Below are 20,104 nucleotides of genomic sequence, written 5' to 3' on the forward strand. Positions count from 1 at the left end.
GAACGCACTTGCGGAAGGCGGGACGCATGCCTCTGTCAGGACATAGGGACGGCGAGGGCGGCCCGAAGGTCGTCAGCAGTTTCGACGGCCCCGTCGCGGGCGCACCGGTGGGACTGCGCGCCATGGCCGCGCGCTACGCGCTGCTCCCGCTCCGCCTCTTCCTCGGGATCACCTTCGTCTACGCGGGCATCGACAAGCTCACCGACTCCCAGTTCCTCACCGGCTCCGGTCCGGACTCGCTCCAGGGCACGCTGGAGGCCGTGCACGACACGGCGGCGATGACCTGGATGATCGACCTCGCGCAGAAGAGCCCCCAGGGGTTCGGCACGGCCATCGCGGTCGGCGAACTCGCCGTGGGCCTCGGCACGCTGCTCGGCCTGTGGGGCCGGATCGCGGCGCTGGGCGGCGCACTCATCTCGTTCAGCCTCTGGATGACGATGAGTTGGGCCAGCGAGCCGTACTACTACGGCAACGACCTGCCGTACATGATGGCGTGGCTGCCGCTGATCATGGCGGGGACGCCGATGTTCTCCCTGGATGCGGCGCTGGCCCAGCGCAGGCGGCGCAGGGGGCAGCAGATCTTCGGCTAGCGGCCGGGGGCGCCGCCGTCCTTCGGAGCGCCCCCGTCCTTCGGAGCGCCGCCGTTCCTCGCGGCGCTCCCGTCCCTCGCGGCGCCCCCGGGTACGCCGTCGCGCGGCTCGGGGGCGCGCCGCTCGTAACCGCGCCGCAGGTCGTCGACCGGCAGGTCGCCCAGCGGCGGCGGCGCGGTCTCGCGCTTGCGGTCCAGGAAGCGCCGGGCGAGGAACGTCATCAGCGCGGTGAACCCCGCCAGCAGCAGCGCGGGCGGCATCAGAGCGAGCAGCACCCAGAACGGGACCTCCCACTCCCCCGCGGCGTCCATCAGATACGCCGCGGCCGCGAACAGCAGCACGAGGCCCAGCAGCAGCCGCGCGGGCTCGAAACGGTGCCTGATCACCGGGCCGCACCTCCCTCGTCCACCGTCGTGGTTCCCTGGTCCACCTCGGCCACCCCGTCCGAACGCCCGCCGGACGGCAGTTCGCGGACGACCCTCACCTCGCCCAGGCCGACGCTGAGGTCCAGCTCCACGACGCCCCCGGCCTCCTCGCCCTTCGCCTTCTCCCGGTCCTTCTTCCCGCTCTTCTTCCCGTCCCTCTTCTCGTCCTTCCGGGTGTCCTCGAACGGCATCAGGACCTGCTCGCGGTGCTGGTCGATGCCCTCGGAGGAGTCGGTGATCACGGTGCCGTCCCGGTCCGTGCCCGTGGGCACCTCGACGCCGCCCATGCTGACCCGCGCGTCGACCTCGACCCGCGCCCCGGCCGGCACGACGACCGTCAGCTCGCCCGCGCCGACGCGCGCGGCGACCCGCGCCCTGTCGTCCTTCCCGAGCCTCACCTCGCGCAGATCCAGCTCGCCGCTGCCCGAGCCGAGCGCGTACCGCGGCTTGAGCTGCTCCGTGGAGGACGGCACCCAGCGCACGTCGCGGAAGTCGCTGCTGATGTCCTTGGGCAGCGCGGCGGCGCACGTCAGCAGCCCCGCCGTGAGCACCACGAGGACGATCGTGCCCGCGCCCACGCGCCCCACGAACGCGCTCACCACGAGGCCCAGCCCGAAGACCCCGAGCGCGCAGCTCAGGCCGATCGCGAGGCTGGTGCCCATCGGGTTGGCGCTCCAGGACGCCGCCGTGGAGATGCCCGCGGCGATGGCCGCGAGCAGGAAGACCAGGCCGCCGATCGACGCGCCGCCCTGATGCGCGGCGCCGACCCTGACGCCCGGCCGCGCACCGTACGCGCCCGCGCGCGGCGGCCCTCCCGTGCCCGGCGGGCCGGAACCGGCGTACTGCCCGGCGCCCGTCCCCGGGGCCCAGGCCCGCCCGCCGACGCCCGCGCCGGGGCCCCGGCCCTGCGGCTGCGCGAACGCGACCGCGTCGGAGGGCCCCCAGACGTACGCCGGTCCGGAACCGCCGTCCTTCCGGGCGCCCGCCTCCTTGGTGAGCGGCTCGCGCCACCAGGGAGAGGTGCCGGGGACCGGGGGCGCCTGCGTCTCGGGGGGCGCGTCCGCGACGGCGTGCGCGGTCGCCGGATCGACGCCCGCTCCCTCGGCGCCCGCGGCCTCGGCCTGCCGCCGGTGCCGCGACCAGTACGCGGCGCCCGCCACCGCGCCGACCAGCAGCACGGAGAAGGGCACGCTGCGGCTGCCCAGCGAGGCGAGGAAGAGGCCGCAGCCGACGAGGGCGACGAGGATCGCGGAGAGCGAGCCGCCGTCCACGCGCCCGGACAGCAGCCGCCGTCCCTCGTGCTCCTTGTCGCCCTCGGCGGGGATGAACAGCCACGCGAAGCCGTAGAAGACCAGCCCGAGCCCGCCGACGACCGAGAGGACGACCAGCGGCACCCGGAAGATGACCGGGTCCAGGTCGAAGTACCGCCCGAGCCCGCCGCACACGCCGCCCGCCACCTTGTGCTGGCGGCTGCGGCTGAGCCGGGGCTTGGCCGGGGCGGCGGCGGTCCCGGCCGACGGCGCGGTGTCCGCGTGCGCGGCCGCATCGGCAGCCGCGTCCGTGGCCGTCCCTCCGCCTCCGGTCCCGGCGGACTCCTGTCGTTCCTCGGTCATACGCCTATGGTGGCGCCCGGAGCACGCGGGGGCATCGGGGCCCTACCCGGAGCGATCCCTGAGATCGCCGGGCGCCCTCGGGGTCGGGTCAGGGACCGCTTCAGGGCTCAACCCTGATGTCCGTACGAGCGGGGCATGTGACGATCGGGGCATGACCGCCGCCGCCCCTCCCTCCCCGCATACGCACGCGGGCACCGAGCAGCCCGCCGAGGACCAGCCGCTCCGGAAGCTGTACCGGAGCGCGGAGGGGCGCATGCTCGGCGGGGTCGCGCGGGGCCTCGCGGGGCACCTGGGGCTGCCCGTCTCCTGGGTACGGATCGTCTTCCTCGCACTGAGCCTGGCGAACGGGCTGGGGGTGCTGCTCTACGCGGCGTTCTGGTTCGTCGTCCCGCTGGGCACCGGCGGCGTGGGCTCGGCGCACGGGCCGCACGGCATACCCGGGGCGCACGGGGCGCACGGGAAGTTCCCGTTCTCCACAGGGGTGGACACGGGGCCCGACGGCAAGCGGCGGCGGTTCGTCCGCAAGCCCGACAAGGGGCAGCTCCTCGCCGTCGTCGCACTGATCGCGACCTGCGTGATCATCGCGGACAATCTGCAGTTCGGCACCGCGAACACCTATCTGTGGCCCGTGCTGCTCGTCGGCGTCGGCGTCGCGCTCGTCTGGCGGCAGGCCGACAACGCGCGCCGCGCGCACTGGGCCGAGGTCTCGCGCCGCCGCCGGCTGATCCCGATCGCGCGCAGCGCGGCCGGGGTCGCGCTGGTCGCGGCGGGCGTCACCGGCATCGTCGTGGTCCAGGGCTCGGTCAGCCACCTGGGCTCGGTGCTCCAGGCCGCGCTGGCCGTGCTGGTCGGCATCGCGCTGATGGCGGGCCCGTATCTCGTACGGATGATGCAGGACCTGTCCGAGGAACGGACGATGCGCATCCGCGCCCAGGAGCGTGCCGAAGTCGCGGCGCACGTCCATGACTCCGTGCTGCACACGCTGACCCTGATCCAGCGCAACGCCGACCAGCCGCGCGAGGTCGCCCGCCTCGCCCGCGCCCAGGAACGCGAGCTGCGCGCCTGGCTCTACAAGCCGGACGGCAAGGGCGCCGCCGAGGAGGAGGACGAGCCCAAGACCCTCGCCGAGGCCGTACGGGCCGCGGCGGCCGAGGTCGAGGACTACCACGGCGTCCCCGTCGAGGTCGTCCTCGTCGGCGACTGCCCGCTCGACGAGAAGCTCAGCGCCCAGATCCAGTCGGCGCGTGAGGCGATGGTCAACGCGGCCAAGTACGGTGGCGAGGGCGGCGCCGTCCAGGTGTTCGCGGAGGTGGAGGGACGTACGGTCTTCATCTCGGTCCGCGACCGGGGCCCGGGCTTCGACCTGGACTCCGTGCCGGAGGACAGGATGGGCGTACGGGAGTCCATCATCGGCCGGATGCAGCGCAACGGGGGCACGGCCCGGCTGCGCACCGCGCCGGGCGAGGGGACGGAAGTGGAGCTGGAGATGGAGAGGGCGGCGGAGTCGTGACCGAGGCAACGAACGAGCAGGCCGGCACGGACGAGCAGCGCCAGGTCCGGGTGGTCCTGGTCGACGACCACCGGATGTTCCGCGCGGGCGTGCAGGCCGAGATCGGGCGCACGGACGAGACGGGCGTCGAGGTCGTCGGCGAGGCCGGCGACGTGGACCAGGCGATGACGGTCATCGAGGCCACCCGCCCCGAGGTCGTGCTCCTCGACGTCCACCTCCCGGGCGGCGGCGGCGTGGAGGTGCTGCGCCGCAGCGCCCCGATGATGGCCGACGCGGACCGCCCGGTCCGCTTCCTCGCGCTGTCGGTCTCCGACGCCGCCGAGGACGTCATCGGCGTCATCCGCGGCGGCGCGCGGGGCTACGTCACCAAGACCATCACCGGCACCGACCTGGTCGGCGCGATCTTCCGCGTCGCGGACGGCGACGCGGTCTTCTCCCCGCGGCTCGCGGGCTTCGTCCTGGACGCCTTCGCCTCCACGGACGCCCCGCCGGTCGACGAGGACCTCGACCGCCTCACCCAGCGCGAGCGGGAGGTCCTCCGCCTCATCGCCCGCGGCTACGCGTACAAGGAAGTCGCCAAGCAGCTCTTCATCTCCGTCAAGACGGTCGAGTCCCACGTCTCCGCGGTCCTCCGCAAGCTCCAGCTCTCCAACCGCCACGAACTGACGAGGTGGGCGACGGCCCGACGCCTGGTCTGAAGGGCGACCTCCACGGCGGGGGGGCGGGGACGGCGTCGAGCGCCGCTACCCTCCCGCCGCCAGCTCCCCCGCGAGGCGCCAGGCGCGCAGGCGGGACTCCTCCCCGGCCAGGCCGGTCTGGGAGAAGACGATCTCGGTGGCGCCCGCGTCCGGGTAGCGGCGGGCCTCGGCGGCGGCCCTCTCCTCGTCGCCGACGACGACCAGTTCGGCGGCCCTGCGCACGCCCTCCAGGGCGATCACGCGCTGGTAGGAGGGGATGCGGTCGTAGAACGCGGTCTGCTCGGCGGCGGCCTCGCGCGCTGCGTCGGCGGCGGCGGCGGCGCCGGACGTGACGACGGCGGGCACGAACGCGACGACGCGCGGCGCCGGGCGGCCCGCGCGCTCCGCTGCGGCGGTGAGCGTCGGCACGATGTGCTCGCCGAGGGCACGGGGACCCGCGAGGAACGGCAGGGCGCCGTCGGCGAGTTCGCCCGTGGCGCGCAGCGCCTGGGGCCCATCGCGGCGACGAGCACGGGGACGGTGGGATCGGCGCCGGGCACGGCGGCCGACAGTGGGGTCGGCGCCGGGCACGGCGGCCGACAGCGGGGGCGCGGCGGTCAGCAACTCGCCGTGGAAGTCGGCGGTGCCGGTCTCCAGCAGGGCACGCAGCGCCGTCAGAAACTCCCGCAGCACCGCGATCGGCCACGCGGACCGCACCCCGGCCGCCACCGCCTGCCGCGCCTGCGCGACGGCATCGTCCACCAGATTCCCGGAAGCGGCCGGGTCCAGGACCACGCCCCACGTCACCTCTGCCATGCCGAGGTCAACTCGGCGCGGCGGTCGGCTGTTTCGCACCCGCGCCGGATTTCGTACGCCGTTCACACACCGTCGGCCCGGCCCCCGGCGACGGCTCCGGTGACCGCTCCGGTGACCGGCCTGCCCGGGAGCGGGCTGGAGTAGACGACGCTGGTCGTCACGGCGCCGAGTCCCGCGATGCGCCCGGTGACCGTCTCCAGATGGCGCATGGAACGGGCGAGGACCTTCAGCGTGAAGCAGTCGTCCCCCGTCACATGGTGGGCCTCGACGATCTCCGGGGTGGAGGCGAGGAGATCGTGGAACGGCTTGTAGTTCCCCGTCGGATAGCGCAGCCGTACGAACGCGAGGATGCCCAGGCCCAGTTTCTCCACGTCCACGACCGCCGTATAGCCGGAGATCACCCCGCTCTCCTCCAGCCGCCGGACGCGCTCGGTGACGGCGCTCGCGGACATCGACACGGCGCGGGCCAGCTCGGTATAGCTGGCGCGCCCGTCGCGCTGGAGCGCTTCGAGGATGCGGATATCGGTCTCGTCGAGGGAATCAGCGGCCATCTCCGAGAAGTACCCGGGAATCCCCGGCTAGGCAAGGAGAGTGCCGTGAATTCTCCGTTCCGGACGGGCGCTCGCGACCATAGCGTTTCCCGCATGACTACGACCTCCGCACCGGCCACCGAGACCCCCGACACCACGGACACCACCGACACCACCGACACCACCACCGCCGCGGCCTTCTTCGCCGCCCGGCTCGCCTTCCAGACGGACGTGTCCGACGTCCACGCCGCGCTCACCTCGGGCGCCTCGACCGCCCCCGGGTCCCCCGGCTTCGTGCTGATCGACTCGCGCGCCGGAGCCGGATGGGACCAGGCCCGTATCCCGGGCGCCCTCCACCTGCCGACGGCCGACATCCCGGAGCGTGCCCCAGCTCTGCTGGACCCCGCCGTCCCCGTCGTCACGTACTGCTGGGGCCCCGGCTGCAACGGCGCGACCCGCGCGGCACTCGCCCTCTCCCGACTCGGCTACCAGGCCCGCGAGATGCTCGGCGGCATCGAGTACTGGATCAGGGAGGGCTTTCCCGTCGACAGCGCCCACGGGCCCGGGGCGATACGCCCCGCCGACCCGCTGACGGCCCCCGCGCCACGGGGAGCCACCGGCGACGCCGCCACCTGCGGCTGCTGAGCCCGAGCCAGACCGACCCCTGACGCCGGGCCCGTCGGGGGCCCGGGCGAGGGCCCCCGGCGCGGACGTCGGGCGCCGGGCTCCGGCGCTGCCCCCGTCGCGGGCGTCAGGCCCTGGCCCCGGAGAGCACCTCGTCGACCTCGTCGTCCTCCGGCTCGTCCTCCACCCGCAGGGCCGCGATCCACAGCGGCAGCAGCCGGTGCAGCACGAACAGGGCGAACCCGGTCGCCGCCAAGGGCACCGCCAGCTCGTCCAGCTCGGTCCCTGCGAGGTGGGCGACGAAGAACCCGACCAGCGCGACCGCCATCGCCCAGCCCGTGATCCGGTGCCCGAGCGTGTGCGCGGCGCCGCGCTCGGCCAACTGCCGCTCGTCGAGCATGCGGGTGCGCAGCTCCAGCAGGCCGCGCGTCATCGAGTTGAGGAACCCGGTGAGCGGGATCCAGGCCACGAGCGCGAGGACGAGGAGCGCGAGCCACCACATCCGCCCCGTCCCGTACATCGCGATCATGCTCGCCGTACCGGCTGCCGTCATCACGATGTGGGCGGCGACGAAGCGGCGCCGGGCCGCGCGCGTGGCGTGCCAGCGCTTGGCCCGCGGGTCGTTCATCGTCCTGAGCGCCCACGTGTCGTACCGCGAGGCCCTCACGTTCGCGTTCGCCGTCATGACTTGCTCCTCCCCGTGCCGTACACCTCGTCCGTGAGCGGGCGGAATGGCTGGAGGGAGAACAGCGCCTCCAGCGGCAGGTCGAAATACTCCGCGATGCGCAGCGCGAGATCCAGGCTCGGGTTGTACTGCCCGCGCTCTATGTGGCCGATCGTCTGGTAATGCGCACCGACGGACTCGGCCAACTGCTGGCGTGACACCCGACGCTCCGCGCGCACCACCGACAATCTATTGTGCACACGCTCACTCATGTATAAGAACTTATACGCCCGAGAGCGAGTACGCAACACCCCCGCGCGGCCGCTAACCTCGCACGGTGCCCCTCCCCCAGCGCATACGCGCCCTGAAGCGCCCGCAGCGTCTCCTGCTCGCCGCCTCCTCCGCGCTCGTCGTGCTCGTCGTCGCCGGAGTCACCCTGGGCGTCCCCTGGGGCGACGAGGCGGAGGGAACGGCGTGCGGACCGGCGCCCCGCTCCGCGCGCACGCTGGCGAAGGACCCCGCCCGCGCCGCCGCCGCGCTCGACCCGGGCGAAGAGGGAACGCGTACGGGCCCGTTGGAGAAGCTGCTCCGCACGGAAGGGGCGCCGCTCTGCGAGAACGCGCGGGGCACCCGCGCCGCGGGCCGCGCCCTGCTGGCCGCCGCGACGGGCCGCACCGCCGACGAGCAGGACGCACGCGCCCGCCCGCACGGCGAGCGCTCCGCGCGGGTCGTCCACGGCGCCGTCCACGTCCTCGGCGAGGCCATCAGGTCAGGTGAGTCGAGTGACGGCGACAGCGAGGCGACCGGCGACACGGGCTTCCCCGCCGCCCTCGCCCCGTACGTCGCCCAGGCGCTCGCCGCGTACATCGGCGACGTGCAGCGCGACCTGGCGTTCGGCGGGCCGCACGACTGGAAGCGCCCCGCGGCCTCCACGGAGGAGGCGCGTCACGAGGACGGGAGCGGCAACTGGGCCGACCCGTTCCCCCACCCCCGCGAGTACCACGCGGTCTTCGGCGGCACCGGCAGCCTGTCGGCCCCCGAGCTCAAGGCCGTGCTCAACCGCCTCACGGTCTCCCCCCGCGCGTACGCGATCCTGTACGACGCCGGACGGGCCCGTCTCGCGGCCTACCTGGAACGGCTCCACGACGACGCGGGCGAGCCCGAGGACAGGCCCCGTACCGCCCAGGAGCGGCGCGAGGCCGCGAGGCTGCGGGCCATTCGGGAGAAGAAGGGCGTCGAGGAGTACCGGGACCGGCAGGCGGGCACGAGGCTGGAGCTGGGCGCCATCGCCCGGTTCACCGCCACCCTCGCCCGTGCACGCACCGACCAGGTCGAGGACGGGGCCGTTCCCGATCTCGCCGCCTACGACCGTGCCGTCCTGCGCCACAGCAAGGGCCTGTACCGCGCGTCCGGGGCCCGGGTGGACGGCACCCCGCCCCCGCAGGGCACCCTCGCCCAGCGCCGCCCGGACGCACCCGCGGGCAAGGGGAAGCGCGCCGCGGAACGGCTGATGGACGGCAGGGTGCAGCTCTTCGCCACCTACGACGCATGGGCCCGCGACAGGGACGTCCCGCGCGGCACGGCCGACCGTCTGCGCACCGAGATCGACACCCGGTACGGACTGACGCTCCGCTACCCGTGACGCCCGTAGGGACGGGCCGTCCGTACGGCCGTGCGGGCAGCCGTACGGCCGTCCTCCTACCGCCGTTTCTTCTTCGGCTCCGGCGAGACCTCGGCCGGCACGCGCAGCCCCTCGCAGTCGCGCCGTCCGGCCTGGTCGTGGACGAAGCCGTCCAGCAGGCGGCGCAGTTCCCCGCCCTTCATCCCGCGCAGTTGGCGGAGGGACGACGCGCTGACTCCGTCGTCCCCGGCGTCGTCGGCGTCGCGCACCCAGGCCTCGAAGTTGGCGGCCTGCCCGCCGCAGCGGGCCATCGCCCAGCCGCCGCTCTCCCGCATCCAGGGACGGGCCCCGTCCTCGGTGAGCGACCGGGCGTGGCGCAGCGCGGTCTCGTGGTACATGAAGCGCTGCGACCAGTCCCCGTACCAGCCGGTGACCTGGAGGACCGGCCCGTGGGCACGGCCGGAGTCGTCGTGCCCCTTGGGCCGCACGCTGCAACTGCTCATCGGCCCGCTGCCGGACGTCCGGACGTCCACGGTCCACTCCGGGCCGCGCAGCGGCCCCTCGGCGAGGGCCGCGCACGGCGTCCCGGCGGTCTTCCGCGGCGGTACGGACGCCGCTTCCGTGCCCTTCTCCGGGACGGGCAGGTCCTTGCCTCCGCAGCCGAGCTTCCGCGCCGCCCTGTTGGTGATCCCGACGCTCGCGCGGAGCATCGCGGCGGGCCGTGCGTCGCTCCCCGCGAGGACGGACACGTACAACTGGCGGGTCCGTCCGGAGGCGTCCTTGCCGAGGCCGGGGCAGTCGCGCAGCAGGACGGTGCCGAGGCCCTCCCGTCGCTCGTAGCCGGGCAGGCCCGCGGGCAGCGCGGTGGTGGCGCGCTCGCCGGCCTCCTGGAAGTCGTAGGACATCCGGGCGTGGATGTCGTCGGCGCGGGTGTACGCCTCGACGTCGACGACGCGCTCGTCGTCCTCGTTCCCGACCTCGCACGTGTAGCGCCCGAGCTGGGGCTCGAAGGACTCCTCGGCCGTCTTCAGACGGGCGTCGGCGTCCCGTGTGGTGCCGCGCAGCTCGTCCATCGCACCGTCGGGCATCCCGCCGTCGCAGGCGGACCTGGCGACCCACCAGTCGGTCGCCGTGGGCTTCAGCGCCAGGCCGGTGATCCCGAGAACGACCACGACAGCGGCGGCCCCCCACAGGATCCTGTGGCGGCGCCGCCGCTGCCGGTCTCTCTCGCGCGCGCCGTCCAGCGCGTCGTCCCCCTCGTCAGGCATCCCGGCAATCTATCGAACGCGAGTCCGCCCTCCGAAGGTCACTCCCACTCGATGGTCCCCGGGGGCTTGCTGGTCACGTCCAGGGTGACGCGGTTGATCTCCGCGACCTCGTTGGTGATACGGGTCGAGATGCGGGCCAGCACGTCGTACGGCAGGCGGGACCAGTCGGCCGTCATCGCGTCCTCGGACGAGACGGGGCGCAGCACGACAGGGTGTCCGTACGTACGGGCATCGCCCTGGACGCCGACGCTGCGGACGTCCGCGAGGAGCACCACGGGGCACTGCCAGATGTCGCGGTCCAGGCCGGCGGCGGTCAGCTCCTCGCGGGCGATGGCGTCGGCCTCGCGCAGCAGGTCCAGGCGCTCGCGGGTGACCTCGCCGACGATACGGATGCCGAGCCCGGGGCCCGGGAACGGCTGCCGCTGGACGATCTCTTCCGGCAGGCCGACCTCCTGGCCGACCATCCGGACCTCGTCCTTGAACAGCTTGCGCAGCGGCTCGACCAGCTCGAACTCGATGTCCTCGGGGAGCCCGCCGACGTTGTGGTGCGACTTGATGTTGGCCGTGCCGGTGCCGCCGCCGGACTCGACGACGTCCGGGTAGAGCGTGCCCTGCACCAGGAACGCGACCGGCTCGTCGCTGGGCGCCTCGGCGACGATCTCGGCCTGCGCCTGCTCGAAGACGCGGATGAACTCCCGGCCGATGATCTTCCGCTTCTGCTCCGGGTCGCTCACGCCGCTCAGCGCGGACAGGAAGCGCTCGGAGGCGTCGACAACCTTGAGCCTGACGCCCGTCGCGGCGACGAAGTCCTTCTCGACCTGCTCGGTCTCGCCCTTCCGCATCAGCCCGTGGTCCACGTACACACAGGTGAGCTGGGAGCCGATGGCCTTCTGGACGAGCGCCGCGGCCACGGCCGAGTCGACGCCGCCGGACAGTCCGCAGATCGCACGCTTGCCGCCGACCTGCTCGCGGATCGCCTCGACCTGCTCGTCCACGATGCTGGCCGTGGTCCAGGACGGGGTGAGCCCGGCGCCCCGGTACAGGAAGTGCTCCAGCTCCTGCTGGCCGAAGGTGGAGTGCATCACCTCGGGGTGGTGCTGCACCCCGTACAGCTTCCGCTCGTCGTCCTCGAAGGCGGCGACGGGCACCATGTCGGTCGACGCGGTGACCGTGAAGCCCTCGGGGGCGGCCGAGCAGGCGTCGCCGTGCGACATCCACACCTGCTGCCCGGCGGGGGTGCCCTCGAACAGCGTCGAGGACGTCCTGGAGACGGCCAGCTCGGTGCGTCCGTACTCGCGGCTGCCCGTGTTGTCGACCGTGCCGCCCAGGGTGAGCGCCATGAGCTGGAAGCCGTAGCAGATCCCCAGGACGGGGACGCCGGCCTCGAAGAGGGCACGGTCGATGGAGGGCGCCCCCTCCGCGTACACGGACGAGGGGCCGCCGGAGAGGATGATCGCCTTGGGGTCCTTGGCGAGCATCTCGGAGACGGGCATGGTCGAGGGGACGATCTCGCTGTAGACCCGCGCCTCGCGCACACGGCGGGCGATGAGCTGGGCGTACTGCGCGCCGAAGTCGACGACGAGGACGGTGTCCGGCGCTGTTTCGGACGGGGTGGGAGCCACGGGCGGCCTTTCGGCGGTGAAGCGGGGGTGTGGTCCCGATGATAACGGGGCGCTCGGAAAGCCCGGACTTGGCGGTGGGACGGGCCCGGGGCATACTGGCTCGCATGTTCACGCAGACGACCTTCTGGTTTACCTATGGCACCGGCCCGTCCGGCTGCCATGGTCGTTCCGCGTGAGCCACTGACACGCGACTTCCCAGGCGCCCCGGGCCACTCAAGGCCCGGGGCGCCTGTCGTTCCGGCTCCGGGCCCCCGTCAGTGGTCCGCGGCTCCCCGACAGCAGGAGCAGCCGAATGGACACCCAGACCGACCCCCGTGCCGAAGCCGAGACGGTGATCTCCGGCGAGCGCGCCCGCATCGACCAGCTCGACGCCCGCATCCTCGGACTCGTACGAGAACGCGTCGAGATCTCGGCCCGCATCCAGGAGGCACGGATCGCCTCCGGCGGGCGCCGGGTGCACCTCGCGCGCGAGAAGGAGATCCTGGACCGCTACCGCGCCGAGCTGGGACGTCCCGGCACCGAGCTGGCGATGACGCTGCTGGGGCTGTGCCGGGGGCAACGTTGAGCCCCGCCGCCTCACCCGTACGGCGCGTGACCGCCCCGCGAGGGGTTCGTTGGACGGGGTGTCCCTGAAGCCAGCCGGGCCCGGCGGCGAGGGGGCGGCGTCACCGGAGCGATGAGACGCCCGTGCTTCCCCGTGAGGCGGAGACGGCGGCGTCGTGGGACCTCGCTCCGGTGCTGTGACCGGACAGCAGGGGACAGCAGCCCGGTCACGACAGCGGCCGGTCCCGGGGACGCCCTGGACCGGCCGCTCCGCGGACCTTTCCGTGGCTCCCTGGGGGACAACTTTCAGCCGAGCGGTGCGACCGTACTATCGACTCCGTCGAAACGGTTGCGCAGCATGAGGCGCATCCACCACGATGCAGAGAGCAGCAATCCCCTGACAACTCCAGCCATTTGGTGGGCCAGGGCAGCTCCTCTGCCATTGGTCGAACCATTCCAGCGGCGCTACCCCCCGGCGCCGCTCCCTCAGCACGGGCGCTGCCCTGACGCCTGTGCTGACCGCCAAGGGCCCCGGATGCCGCCACCCACCCGGCCGGCACCCCGGGGCCCTTCGCCGTGCCCGCCGTGGGCCGGCCGCGTGCCCTCTGCGTGCCCTCCCTACGCGCCGTGCTCCCCGCGCTCGTCCGGCTCCACCACGGTCAGCCGCAGCGCGCCGAACGCGGTGTCCGGGACGGCGGGACGGTGGGGCGCCACGGGCTTCAGCCGTACGTACGGTTCGCCCTGTGCGGGACGGGCGTCCGGTTCGCCGTTGTTGGGCCACAGGGACATGGCACGTTCGGCCTGTGCGGTGATGGTCAGGGAGGGGTTGACCCCGAGGTTGGCGGAGACGGCGGAGCCGTCGACGACGCTGATCCCGGGATGGCCGTGGAGGCGGTGGTACGGGTCGATGACGCCGCTTTCCGTGTCCTCGCCGATGGGGCAGCCGCCCAGGAAGTGCGCGGTCAGGGGCGTGCCCATCAGCTCGCCCACATTGGTCCCGGCGAAGCCGCCGATCTCGTCGGCCAGGACCCGCGCGGCCTCCGCGCCCTCGGGGATGTGCACCGGGTTGGGAGCACCGTGCCCCTGGCGGGCGGTGAGCAGCCCCTTGCCCAGCCCCTTGTCCTTGCGGAAGGTCGTCAGAGAGTTGTCGAGGGTCTGCATGACCAGACCGATGATGACGCGCTCGGACCATTTGCGCGCGGACAGGGAGCGCAGGAACTGCGTGGGGTGCCGCGCGACGGTCGCCAGGTAGGCCAGCGCCCCGGGCAGCCTCGGGCTGGGCGGCACCTGGAGGGTCGTCAGGGCGCTCATCGAGTTCGACCCCTTGCCGTAACGGACGGGCTCGATGTGGGTATTGGCGTTCGGGTGGACCGACGAGGTGATGGCCACGCCCTTGGTGAAGTCGAGCTTCGCCTCCTTGCCGTGCACCTTCCGGTAGCGGCGCGGCACCGTCTGGGCGCCCACCAGGGCCTCGGAGTTGGTACGGGTCAGCTCACCCAGCCGCCCGGACAGGCGCGGCAGGTCGCCCCTGTCGCGCATCCGGTGCAGCAGGGTCTGCGTCCCGTACGTACCGGCGGCGAGGACCACATGACGGGCGCGCAGCACGCGCGGGCGCGCCCGGCGCTTGTCGGTCGGTACGGTCGCGACCTCGTACAGGTCCTCGTCCCGTTCCCGCACGCCCAGGACGGTCGTCATGGGGTGCACCCGGGCGCCCGCCTGTTCGGCCAGGTAGAGGTAGTTCTCATTGAGGGTGTTCTTGGCGCCCCTGCGGCAGCCGGTCATGCACTCGCCGCACTCCACACAGGCCGTGCGTTCCGGGCCCGCTCCGCCGAAGTACGGGTCGGCCACCGACTCGCCCGGACGGGCGATGGGTTCACCGTCGGCGTCCTTGCCGTCCCCGAAGAAGACACCGACCGGTGCCAGGTGGAACGAGTCCCCGTAGCCCATCCTGTCGGCGGCTGCCTTCAGATGGGTGTCGGAGGGCGTCATGGTCGGGTTGAGGCGTACGCCGAGCATGCGGCGGGCCTGGTCGTAGAAGGGCGCGAGTTCGGCCTGCCAGTCGGTGATGTGGCCCCACTGGCGGTCGGTGAAGAACGGGCGGGGCGGCACGTAGAGCGTGTTCGCGTAGTTCAGCGAACCGCCCCCGACCCCCGCGCCCGCCAGGATCATGACATTCGCCAGCAGATGGATGCGCTGGATGCCGTAGAGGCCCAGCGCGGGGGCCCACAGGAAGTTCCTCACGTCCCAGGAGCTCTTGGGCAGCTCGTCGCGCTCGAACCGGCGCCCGGCCTCCAGGACGCCGACCGTGTAGCCCTTCTCCGTCAGCCGCAGCGCCGAGACCGCGCCGCCGAAGCCCGAACCCACCACGATCACGTCGTAGTCGTACGCGTGCACTGATCCTCCAGTCGGGAAGCGGGGCCACCGGCCCCCGTGGGCCTCAGCGGAAGCGGAGCACCTTCAGGGCCTTGAGGGAGCGCGACATGAAGGCCGCGTAGGAGGCGTCGTCCATGCCCAGGGACGGCGCCATCGGCAGCACGCGCTGGTGGGCGACGGTCTGCGGCTCGGTGTACTTGAGGATGCCCTCGGAGCCGTGCCTGCGGCCCAGCCCGGAGTCGCCCATGCCGCCCATGGGGGCCTGGGCGCTGCCGTAGGCGGACGCGTAGCCCTCGTTGACGTTCACGGTGCCCGTACGGATCCGCGCGGCCAGGGCGCGGGCACGGGAGCCGTTCGTGCTCCAGACGCTCGCGTTGAGCCCGTACGGCGTCGCGTTGGCCAGCTCGACGGCCTCGTCCTCCTCGGAGAAGCGGTAGACGGAGACGACGGGACCGAAGGTCTCCTCGCCGCAGACGGCCATGGGGGACTCGACGCCGTCCAGGACGGTCGGCTCGTAGAAGAGCGGGCCGATGTCCGGCCGGGCCCTGCCGCCCGTGAGGACCTTCGCGCCCTTGGAGACGGCCTCCTCGACGTGCCGCGTGACCGTCTCCATCTGGCGCTGCGAGACGAGGGAGCCCATGTCGGCCCCGTACGCGAGGGAGCCGCCCAGGCGCATCGCGCGCGTACGGGCGACGAAGCGCTCCAGGAAGGCGTCGGCCACGGTCTCGTGGACGTACAGCCTCTCGATGGAGATGCAGAGCTGCCCGGCCGAGGAGAACGCGCCCCTCACGGCGCCCGCGGCGGCCTTGTCGAGGTCCGCGTCCTCCAGGACGAGCATGGCGTTCTTGCCGCCCAGTTCGAGCGAGCAGCCCACCAGGCGGGCGGCGGCGCGCTGGGCGACCTCGCGGCCCGTACGGGTGGAGCCGGTGAACGAGACGTAGTCGCCCCGGTCGGTGACCTCGGGGCCCACCACGGGGCCGTCGCCGATCACGATCTGCCAGACGTCCTCGGGAAGCCCCGCCTCGATGAGCAGCCGACGGGCCCACAGGGCCGTGAGGGCGGTCTCCGTGTCGGGCTTCATCACGACCGCGTTGCCCGCGGCGAAGGCGGGCAGGGCGTCGCCGACGGACAGCTCGAAGGGGTAGTTCCAGGGGGCGATCTGTCCGACGACGCCGCGCGGGTGGCGCAGCTCGGTCACCTTGGTGAGCGTCGGGATGGCGCCCGTGTGCCGCTTGGGGCGCAGATACGAGGGCGCCTTGCGGCCGTAGTGCCGGGCGGCGACGGCGACGGACTGGACCTCCTCGTGCGCGTGCAGCCGGGCCTTGCCCGTTTCGAGCTGGATGAGGTCCAGGACCTCCGTCTGACGGCTCAGGACGAGGTCGTGGAAGCGGAGCAGGACGGCGGCCCGGCGCCGTACGGGCACGGCCGCCCAGGCGCGCTGGGCCTCGCGGGCCCTGTCGAACGCGGCGGCGACGTCCTCCGGGGTGGACTCCGGGAGGTCGGCGAGCTTCTCCCCCGTGAGGGGCGTGTGGCAGGCCGTGGTGCCGCTGCCCCGGACGCCCCGGGTCAGCTCGGCGACGAGCGCCGGGGTGACCACGTCGGCGGCCGTGCGCGCGCCCGAGGGGGCGGCGGCGACAGGGTTGCCGGAACCGTCGGCCGGGGCGGTGCCGGTCGCGCCGGCCGGGGCGGTGGTGCTGTCCTGCGAGTCCGTCATGCCAGCGAGACTACGACCGTGGGGCCACTGTCGTATACCCGGCGGTAACCCCTTTTCACGGAATCTGCCAGTGAGCACTGGCAGATTCCCACCGCCCTCCCCACGTCCGGCCTGTCGATCCGCCTACAGCTTGTTGATCTTCAGGGACTTGAGGACGTTCTTGTAGATGTCCTCGCCCTTGCTGCCCTCCGCGCCCCTGCGGGGCATGTCGACGGTCAGGTCCCAGCTCATGTCGTCCGGGTTGACGTAGACGAACTCGTGGCGGCGCATCAGGGGGCCGACCGGCTCGCCCGAGTCGTTCGCCTCCCGGTACGTCGTGACGATCTCCGCGGCGTTCTTGCCCTGGTGCGTGACCTCCTGCACGGCGGACTTCGCCTCGACCATGTCGCCCTCGTCGAGCATGTAGGAGGGCTGCTTCTTCTCGTAGTTGTCCCGCCAGTTGTTCGCCTGGGCCAGCGAGTTCGCCGCGTTGTCCTTGGTGGAGAGGGACAGCTTGATCTCGTAGCTGCCAGAGGCGTTGCGGTAGACGACCTCGCGCTTGTCGACGCTGCGGGTAAAGTCCCCCGGCGCGGCAAGGGAGGCACGGACGTACTTGTCCTCCTTGTGCACCTTCCAGCCGTCCGGCAGATCCTCGGCCGTGAGCACGAAGAACAGCGTCAGGGCCGCCCCGATCGCGACCACGACACCGCCCGTACCGAACTGCCACTTACGGCTGGTGCGCACCTTACGGCCGTACCCGCGCAGGGCACGGCCGAGCGCCGAGCCGCCCTCGGGGCCGGGGTCCGGCGCGGCCTTCGGCTGCGGAGGGCGCGCCACATCGGTCAGGACCTGACGGATCTCCTGCGCGTCCGGGCGCAGCCCCGGCTCCTTGCTGAGCAGCCGCGTGATCAGCATGCCCAGCGCCCCGGAGGCACGCGCCGCCTGCGCGGGCCGCTGCACCTCGGCGGAGAGCACCGCCTGGAGCGTCGCGGGGGTGTTGGAGCGGCGGAACGGCGAGACGCCCTCCGTCGCCGCGTACAGCACCACGCCCAGCGACCACAGGTCCGACTCGGGACCGGGGCGCTGCCCCAGCACCCGCTCGGGCGCGGTGTACTCCGGCGAGCCCACGAACGCGCCCGTCTCCGTCAGCCGCTGCTCGCCCTCGACCGTGGCGATGCCGAAGTCGGTGAGCACCACACGGTCGTACCGGCCCAGCAGCACGTTGTCGGGCTTCACGTCGCGGTGCAGCACACCGGAGACATGCGCGGCGTCCAGCGCCCCCGCGACGGCGGAGCCGATACGGGCGGCCTCGCGCGCGTCGAGCGTGCCCTCATGGAGCACGGCCCCGAGCGAACGCCCCTGGACCAGCTCCATCACGATCCAGGGCTGCTCGTTCTCCATGACCACGTCGTGGATGGTCACGACGGAGGGGTGGTCGATCCGCGCGGCCGTACGTGCCTCACGGAGCATCCGCTGGTACATGGTCTGCCGCTCGGCGTCGGTCAGATGGTCCGGCACGCGCGGCTCCTTGACCGCCACGTCCCGGTCCACCACCTCGTCACGGGCCCGCCAGACCGTGCCCATCCCGCCGTGTCCCAGACGGGCGTTGAGGCGGTACCGGCCGCCGATCAGCCGGCCCGTACCCGGAGCCTGCCCGGAGCCCGCGTGCTGCGTCACCGCCCGCGTCGGTTCGTACGCGCCCTGGGCACCGGGCGGCCCCGGCTGGTGCGGAACACCGCCACCGCCGTTCATGGCCTCCGGCGCGGCGCCGGGCGCCTGCGCCCCGGGTGGCCTCAGCCCATAGCTCGTCGGCTCGTCCAACCCGTCCCCCTCGTTCGTCATGCCCCACCCTTACCCCTTGGAGCTGGCCGGTTTCCAGCACGTTCACGTACCTGTGACGTCAACGCGGCCTTGTCCGCACGAAGCTCTTCAGTGCCGTATCGAAATACCGCTCGCCGCGCGAAACTTCGGGCAAGGGCGAAGAGACCCAAACGTCGTACATCTTCCCGTTCTCGTCCCAGCTCTGGTCGAACGTGTGCCGTGGCCCTCCGTCGGACCTCTCACCGTTCCAGGTGAACTCCCATCGCGCACCCGGAAATCCGCCGTGCTCGCGCGGAGATACCTCGGCATCGCGGTATCCCGGATAGCGGTCGGGCGCCTCCTTGTGCGCGGCGCGCATCGCGCCGATCGAGCCGCCCGCGTGCTGATCCTGGATGTGGATGCCGATACGGAAGCGTTTTCCGGGCGAGTAGTAGAAGACCCGTGGCGGTTCGTGGGAACGGGTGAACCCTTGGGGAACCGCCATCCGGAAACCCAGGGGATCGTCGACCGTCCGGTATCCACCGGGAGCGGGAAGAAGCTTCTCTGTCTCCTCGGGGGACGTGCCGGAGGGAGCGGCCGAATCGTCCTCCTTCGCCTTTTCGCCATCCGTACGGGAGGCGGACGCCGACTCGGACGCCGAATCGGACGCGGCCGAACCCTCCGCCCTGTTCGTGCCGTCCGCTCCGTCCGTACCGTCGCGCGAGCTGAGCACCACACCGGCCGCCACACCGCCCCCGGCGAGCGCGGCGACCAGGACGGCCGCGAGGAGCAGCGGGGTGCGCTTCCCGCGCCGTGCCGGTGCCTCGTCCCTGGGCGCCACGGGCCGGGCCGCCACGACGGGAGCAGCGGGGGCGGGAGCGGGCTCGCCGTCCACGACCGCACGGAGCATCCGCTCGGCCTCGTCCGTGCCCGTACGTGCCGCCACGCCGCGCACCAGGAGGCCCCGTACGGCCGGAAGCAGCGGGCCCGCGCTCCGCGGGAAGCGGATCTCCTCCATCGCGACCGCGTGGACCACGCTCGTCAGCGACTCCCGGTGGAACGGCGTCTCGCCCTCCACGGCCGCGCACAGCAGCACCCCCAGCGACCACAGGTCCGCCTCGGGGCCCGCCCGCTCCCCCGACATCCGCTCCGGGGCCATGTACTCGGGCGAGCCGAAGAGGCTGCCCGTCTCGCTGATCGTCGTCAGCCCGGAGACGCGTGCGATGCCGAAGTCCGTGAGGACCGTACGGCCGCTCTCGGCCTCCAGCAGCACGTTGGCGGGCTTGATGTCGCGGTGCTGGACCCCGCGCCCGTGAGCGGCGCGCAGGGCGGCCAGCAGCGCCAGCCCGATACGCGCCGCCTCGCGCGGCTCCAACGGGCCGTCCGCCGCGATACGTTCCGCGAGCGACCGCCCCTCGACCAGCTCCATCACGATCCAGGGGCGGCCGTCCTGCTCGACCACATCGTGCAGGACGAGGATGTTGGGGTGCCCGAGCTGCGCGACCGCGCGGGCCTCCCGCAGCGTCCGCTGGCGAAGCCTGCGGCGCTCGTCCTCGGACAGCTCCTCGCCCAGGTGCAGTTCCTTGACGGCGACCTGCCGTCCCAGCACCTCGTCCGTTGCACGCCACACCGTGCCCATGCCGCCCCGCCCGAGCCGCTCCCCGACCCGGTACCGCCCCGCGATCAGAGCGTTCTCCCCGTGCACCGCCATGAGCACATCATGCCGCAGCGCCCC

18 protein-coding genes are annotated in these 20,104 nt (G+C 73.1%); 6 read left to right on the forward strand and 12 right to left on the reverse strand.

The genetic code is table 11. The features are described 5' to 3' along the window. Positions 1-26 precede the first annotated feature (26 nt). Positions 27-590, forward strand: coding sequence for a DoxX family membrane protein (locus ABD343_RS14750; RefSeq protein WP_425578182.1), 564 nt, complete (start codon positions 27-29; stop codon positions 588-590). On the opposite strand, the gene ABD343_RS14755 is transcribed toward ABD343_RS14750, so the two are convergent. Together ABD343_RS14755 and ABD343_RS14760 are read right to left on the reverse strand one after the other, a co-directional pair. After that, positions 587-976: a hypothetical protein gene (locus tag ABD343_RS14755; RefSeq protein ID WP_344527994.1), complete on the reverse strand. Its 390-nt coding sequence runs from the start codon at positions 974-976 to the stop codon at positions 587-589. The two genes, ABD343_RS14750 and ABD343_RS14755, sit on opposite strands and share 4 nt — an antisense overlap. Next, positions 973-2,628 carry a PspC domain-containing protein gene (locus tag ABD343_RS14760; protein ID WP_344527996.1) on the reverse strand — a complete coding sequence of 552 codons (1,656 nt, stop codon included), beginning with the start codon at positions 2,626-2,628 and terminating at the stop codon, positions 973-975. The genes ABD343_RS14755 and ABD343_RS14760 overlap by 4 nt, the downstream gene beginning before the upstream one ends. 151 nt (positions 2,629-2,779) lie before the next feature. On the opposite strand from ABD343_RS14760, the gene ABD343_RS14765 reads away from it, so the two are divergent. Both ABD343_RS14765 and ABD343_RS14770 read left to right on the forward strand, forming a co-directional pair. Next, entirely contained in the window at positions 2,780-4,138 is a 1,359-nt protein-coding gene (locus ABD343_RS14765) for a PspC domain-containing protein (protein ID WP_344527998.1), read from the forward strand. Then, positions 4,135-4,836: a LuxR C-terminal-related transcriptional regulator gene (locus ABD343_RS14770; RefSeq protein WP_344528000.1), complete on the forward strand. Its 702-nt coding sequence runs from the start codon at positions 4,135-4,137 to the stop codon at positions 4,834-4,836. The genes ABD343_RS14765 and ABD343_RS14770 overlap by 4 nt, the downstream gene beginning before the upstream one ends. Positions 4,837-4,881: 45 nt before the next feature. On the opposite strand, the gene ABD343_RS14775 is transcribed toward ABD343_RS14770, so the two are convergent. Next, positions 4,882-5,631 (reverse strand): LLM class flavin-dependent oxidoreductase, encoded by a 750-nt coding sequence (locus ABD343_RS14775; RefSeq protein ID WP_344528002.1) that lies wholly within the window; start codon positions 5,629-5,631, stop codon positions 4,882-4,884. Between the two features lie 62 nt (positions 5,632-5,693). Further along, positions 5,694-6,182: an Lrp/AsnC family transcriptional regulator gene (locus ABD343_RS14780; RefSeq protein ID WP_344528004.1), complete on the reverse strand. Its 489-nt coding sequence runs from the start codon at positions 6,180-6,182 to the stop codon at positions 5,694-5,696. A gap of 93 nt (positions 6,183-6,275) precedes the next feature. Here ABD343_RS14780 and ABD343_RS14785 point away from each other — a divergent pair, with 93 nt between their 5' ends. Then, on the forward strand, positions 6,276-6,806 hold the full coding sequence (locus tag ABD343_RS14785) for a rhodanese-like domain-containing protein (protein ID WP_344528006.1): 531 nt from the start codon (positions 6,276-6,278) through the stop codon (positions 6,804-6,806). Positions 6,807-6,912: 106 nt separating this feature from the next. Here the strand turns inward: ABD343_RS14785 and ABD343_RS14790 are convergent, their stop codons facing one another. Both ABD343_RS14790 and ABD343_RS14795 read right to left on the reverse strand, forming a co-directional pair. Continuing rightward, complete coding sequence (locus ABD343_RS14790) at positions 6,913-7,470, reverse strand: hypothetical protein (RefSeq protein ID WP_344528008.1); 558 nt, start codon at positions 7,468-7,470, stop codon at positions 6,913-6,915. Beyond that, positions 7,467-7,721 carry a helix-turn-helix transcriptional regulator gene (locus ABD343_RS14795; RefSeq protein WP_344528010.1) on the reverse strand — a complete coding sequence of 85 codons (255 nt, stop codon included), beginning with the start codon at positions 7,719-7,721 and terminating at the stop codon, positions 7,467-7,469. Before ABD343_RS14795 ends, ABD343_RS14790 begins: the two co-directional genes overlap by 4 nt. Positions 7,722-7,786: 65 nt before the next feature. Between ABD343_RS14795 and ABD343_RS14800 the strand changes: the two genes are divergently transcribed. Continuing rightward, positions 7,787-9,091, forward strand: coding sequence for a hypothetical protein (locus tag ABD343_RS14800; protein WP_344528012.1), 1,305 nt, complete (start codon positions 7,787-7,789; stop codon positions 9,089-9,091). A 56-nt stretch (positions 9,092-9,147) separates the two neighbouring features. On the opposite strand, the gene ABD343_RS14805 is transcribed toward ABD343_RS14800, so the two are convergent. Both ABD343_RS14805 and guaA read right to left on the reverse strand, forming a co-directional pair. After that, a complete protein-coding gene (locus ABD343_RS14805) occupies positions 9,148-10,338 on the reverse strand; it encodes a hypothetical protein (protein ID WP_344528014.1) in 1,191 nt (396 codons plus the stop codon). A gap of 38 nt (positions 10,339-10,376) precedes the next feature. Further along, positions 10,377-11,960: a glutamine-hydrolyzing GMP synthase gene (gene guaA, locus ABD343_RS14810; protein WP_344528015.1), complete on the reverse strand. Its 1,584-nt coding sequence runs from the start codon at positions 11,958-11,960 to the stop codon at positions 10,377-10,379. A 292-nt stretch (positions 11,961-12,252) separates the two neighbouring features. On the opposite strand from guaA, the gene ABD343_RS14815 reads away from it, so the two are divergent. Further along, entirely contained in the window at positions 12,253-12,525 is a 273-nt protein-coding gene (locus tag ABD343_RS14815) for a chorismate mutase (RefSeq protein WP_344528017.1), read from the forward strand. 596 nt (positions 12,526-13,121) lie between these two features. On the opposite strand, the gene ABD343_RS14820 is transcribed toward ABD343_RS14815, so the two are convergent. The 4 genes from ABD343_RS14820 to ABD343_RS14835 form a co-directional block, all read right to left on the reverse strand. Beyond that, entirely contained in the window at positions 13,122-14,897 is a 1,776-nt protein-coding gene (locus tag ABD343_RS14820; protein ID WP_344528019.1) for a GMC oxidoreductase, read from the reverse strand. 43 nt (positions 14,898-14,940) lie between these two features. Then, positions 14,941-16,590, reverse strand: a complete 1,650-nt coding sequence (locus tag ABD343_RS14825) for a succinic semialdehyde dehydrogenase (RefSeq protein ID WP_344528021.1) — start codon at positions 16,588-16,590, stop codon at positions 14,941-14,943. A 123-nt stretch (positions 16,591-16,713) separates the two neighbouring features. Continuing rightward, entirely contained in the window at positions 16,714-18,411 is a 1,698-nt protein-coding gene (locus tag ABD343_RS14830; protein ID WP_344528023.1) for a serine/threonine-protein kinase, read from the reverse strand. A 58-nt stretch (positions 18,412-18,469) separates the two neighbouring features. Then, complete coding sequence (locus ABD343_RS14835; RefSeq protein ID WP_344528025.1) at positions 18,470-20,080, reverse strand: serine/threonine-protein kinase; 1,611 nt, start codon at positions 20,078-20,080, stop codon at positions 18,470-18,472. Positions 20,081-20,104: the final 24 nt, after the last annotated feature.

The sequence above is a fragment of the Streptomyces albiaxialis genome, from assembly GCF_039530985.1.
GTDB classification, from domain to species: domain Bacteria; phylum Actinomycetota; class Actinomycetes; order Streptomycetales; family Streptomycetaceae; genus Streptomyces; species Streptomyces albiaxialis.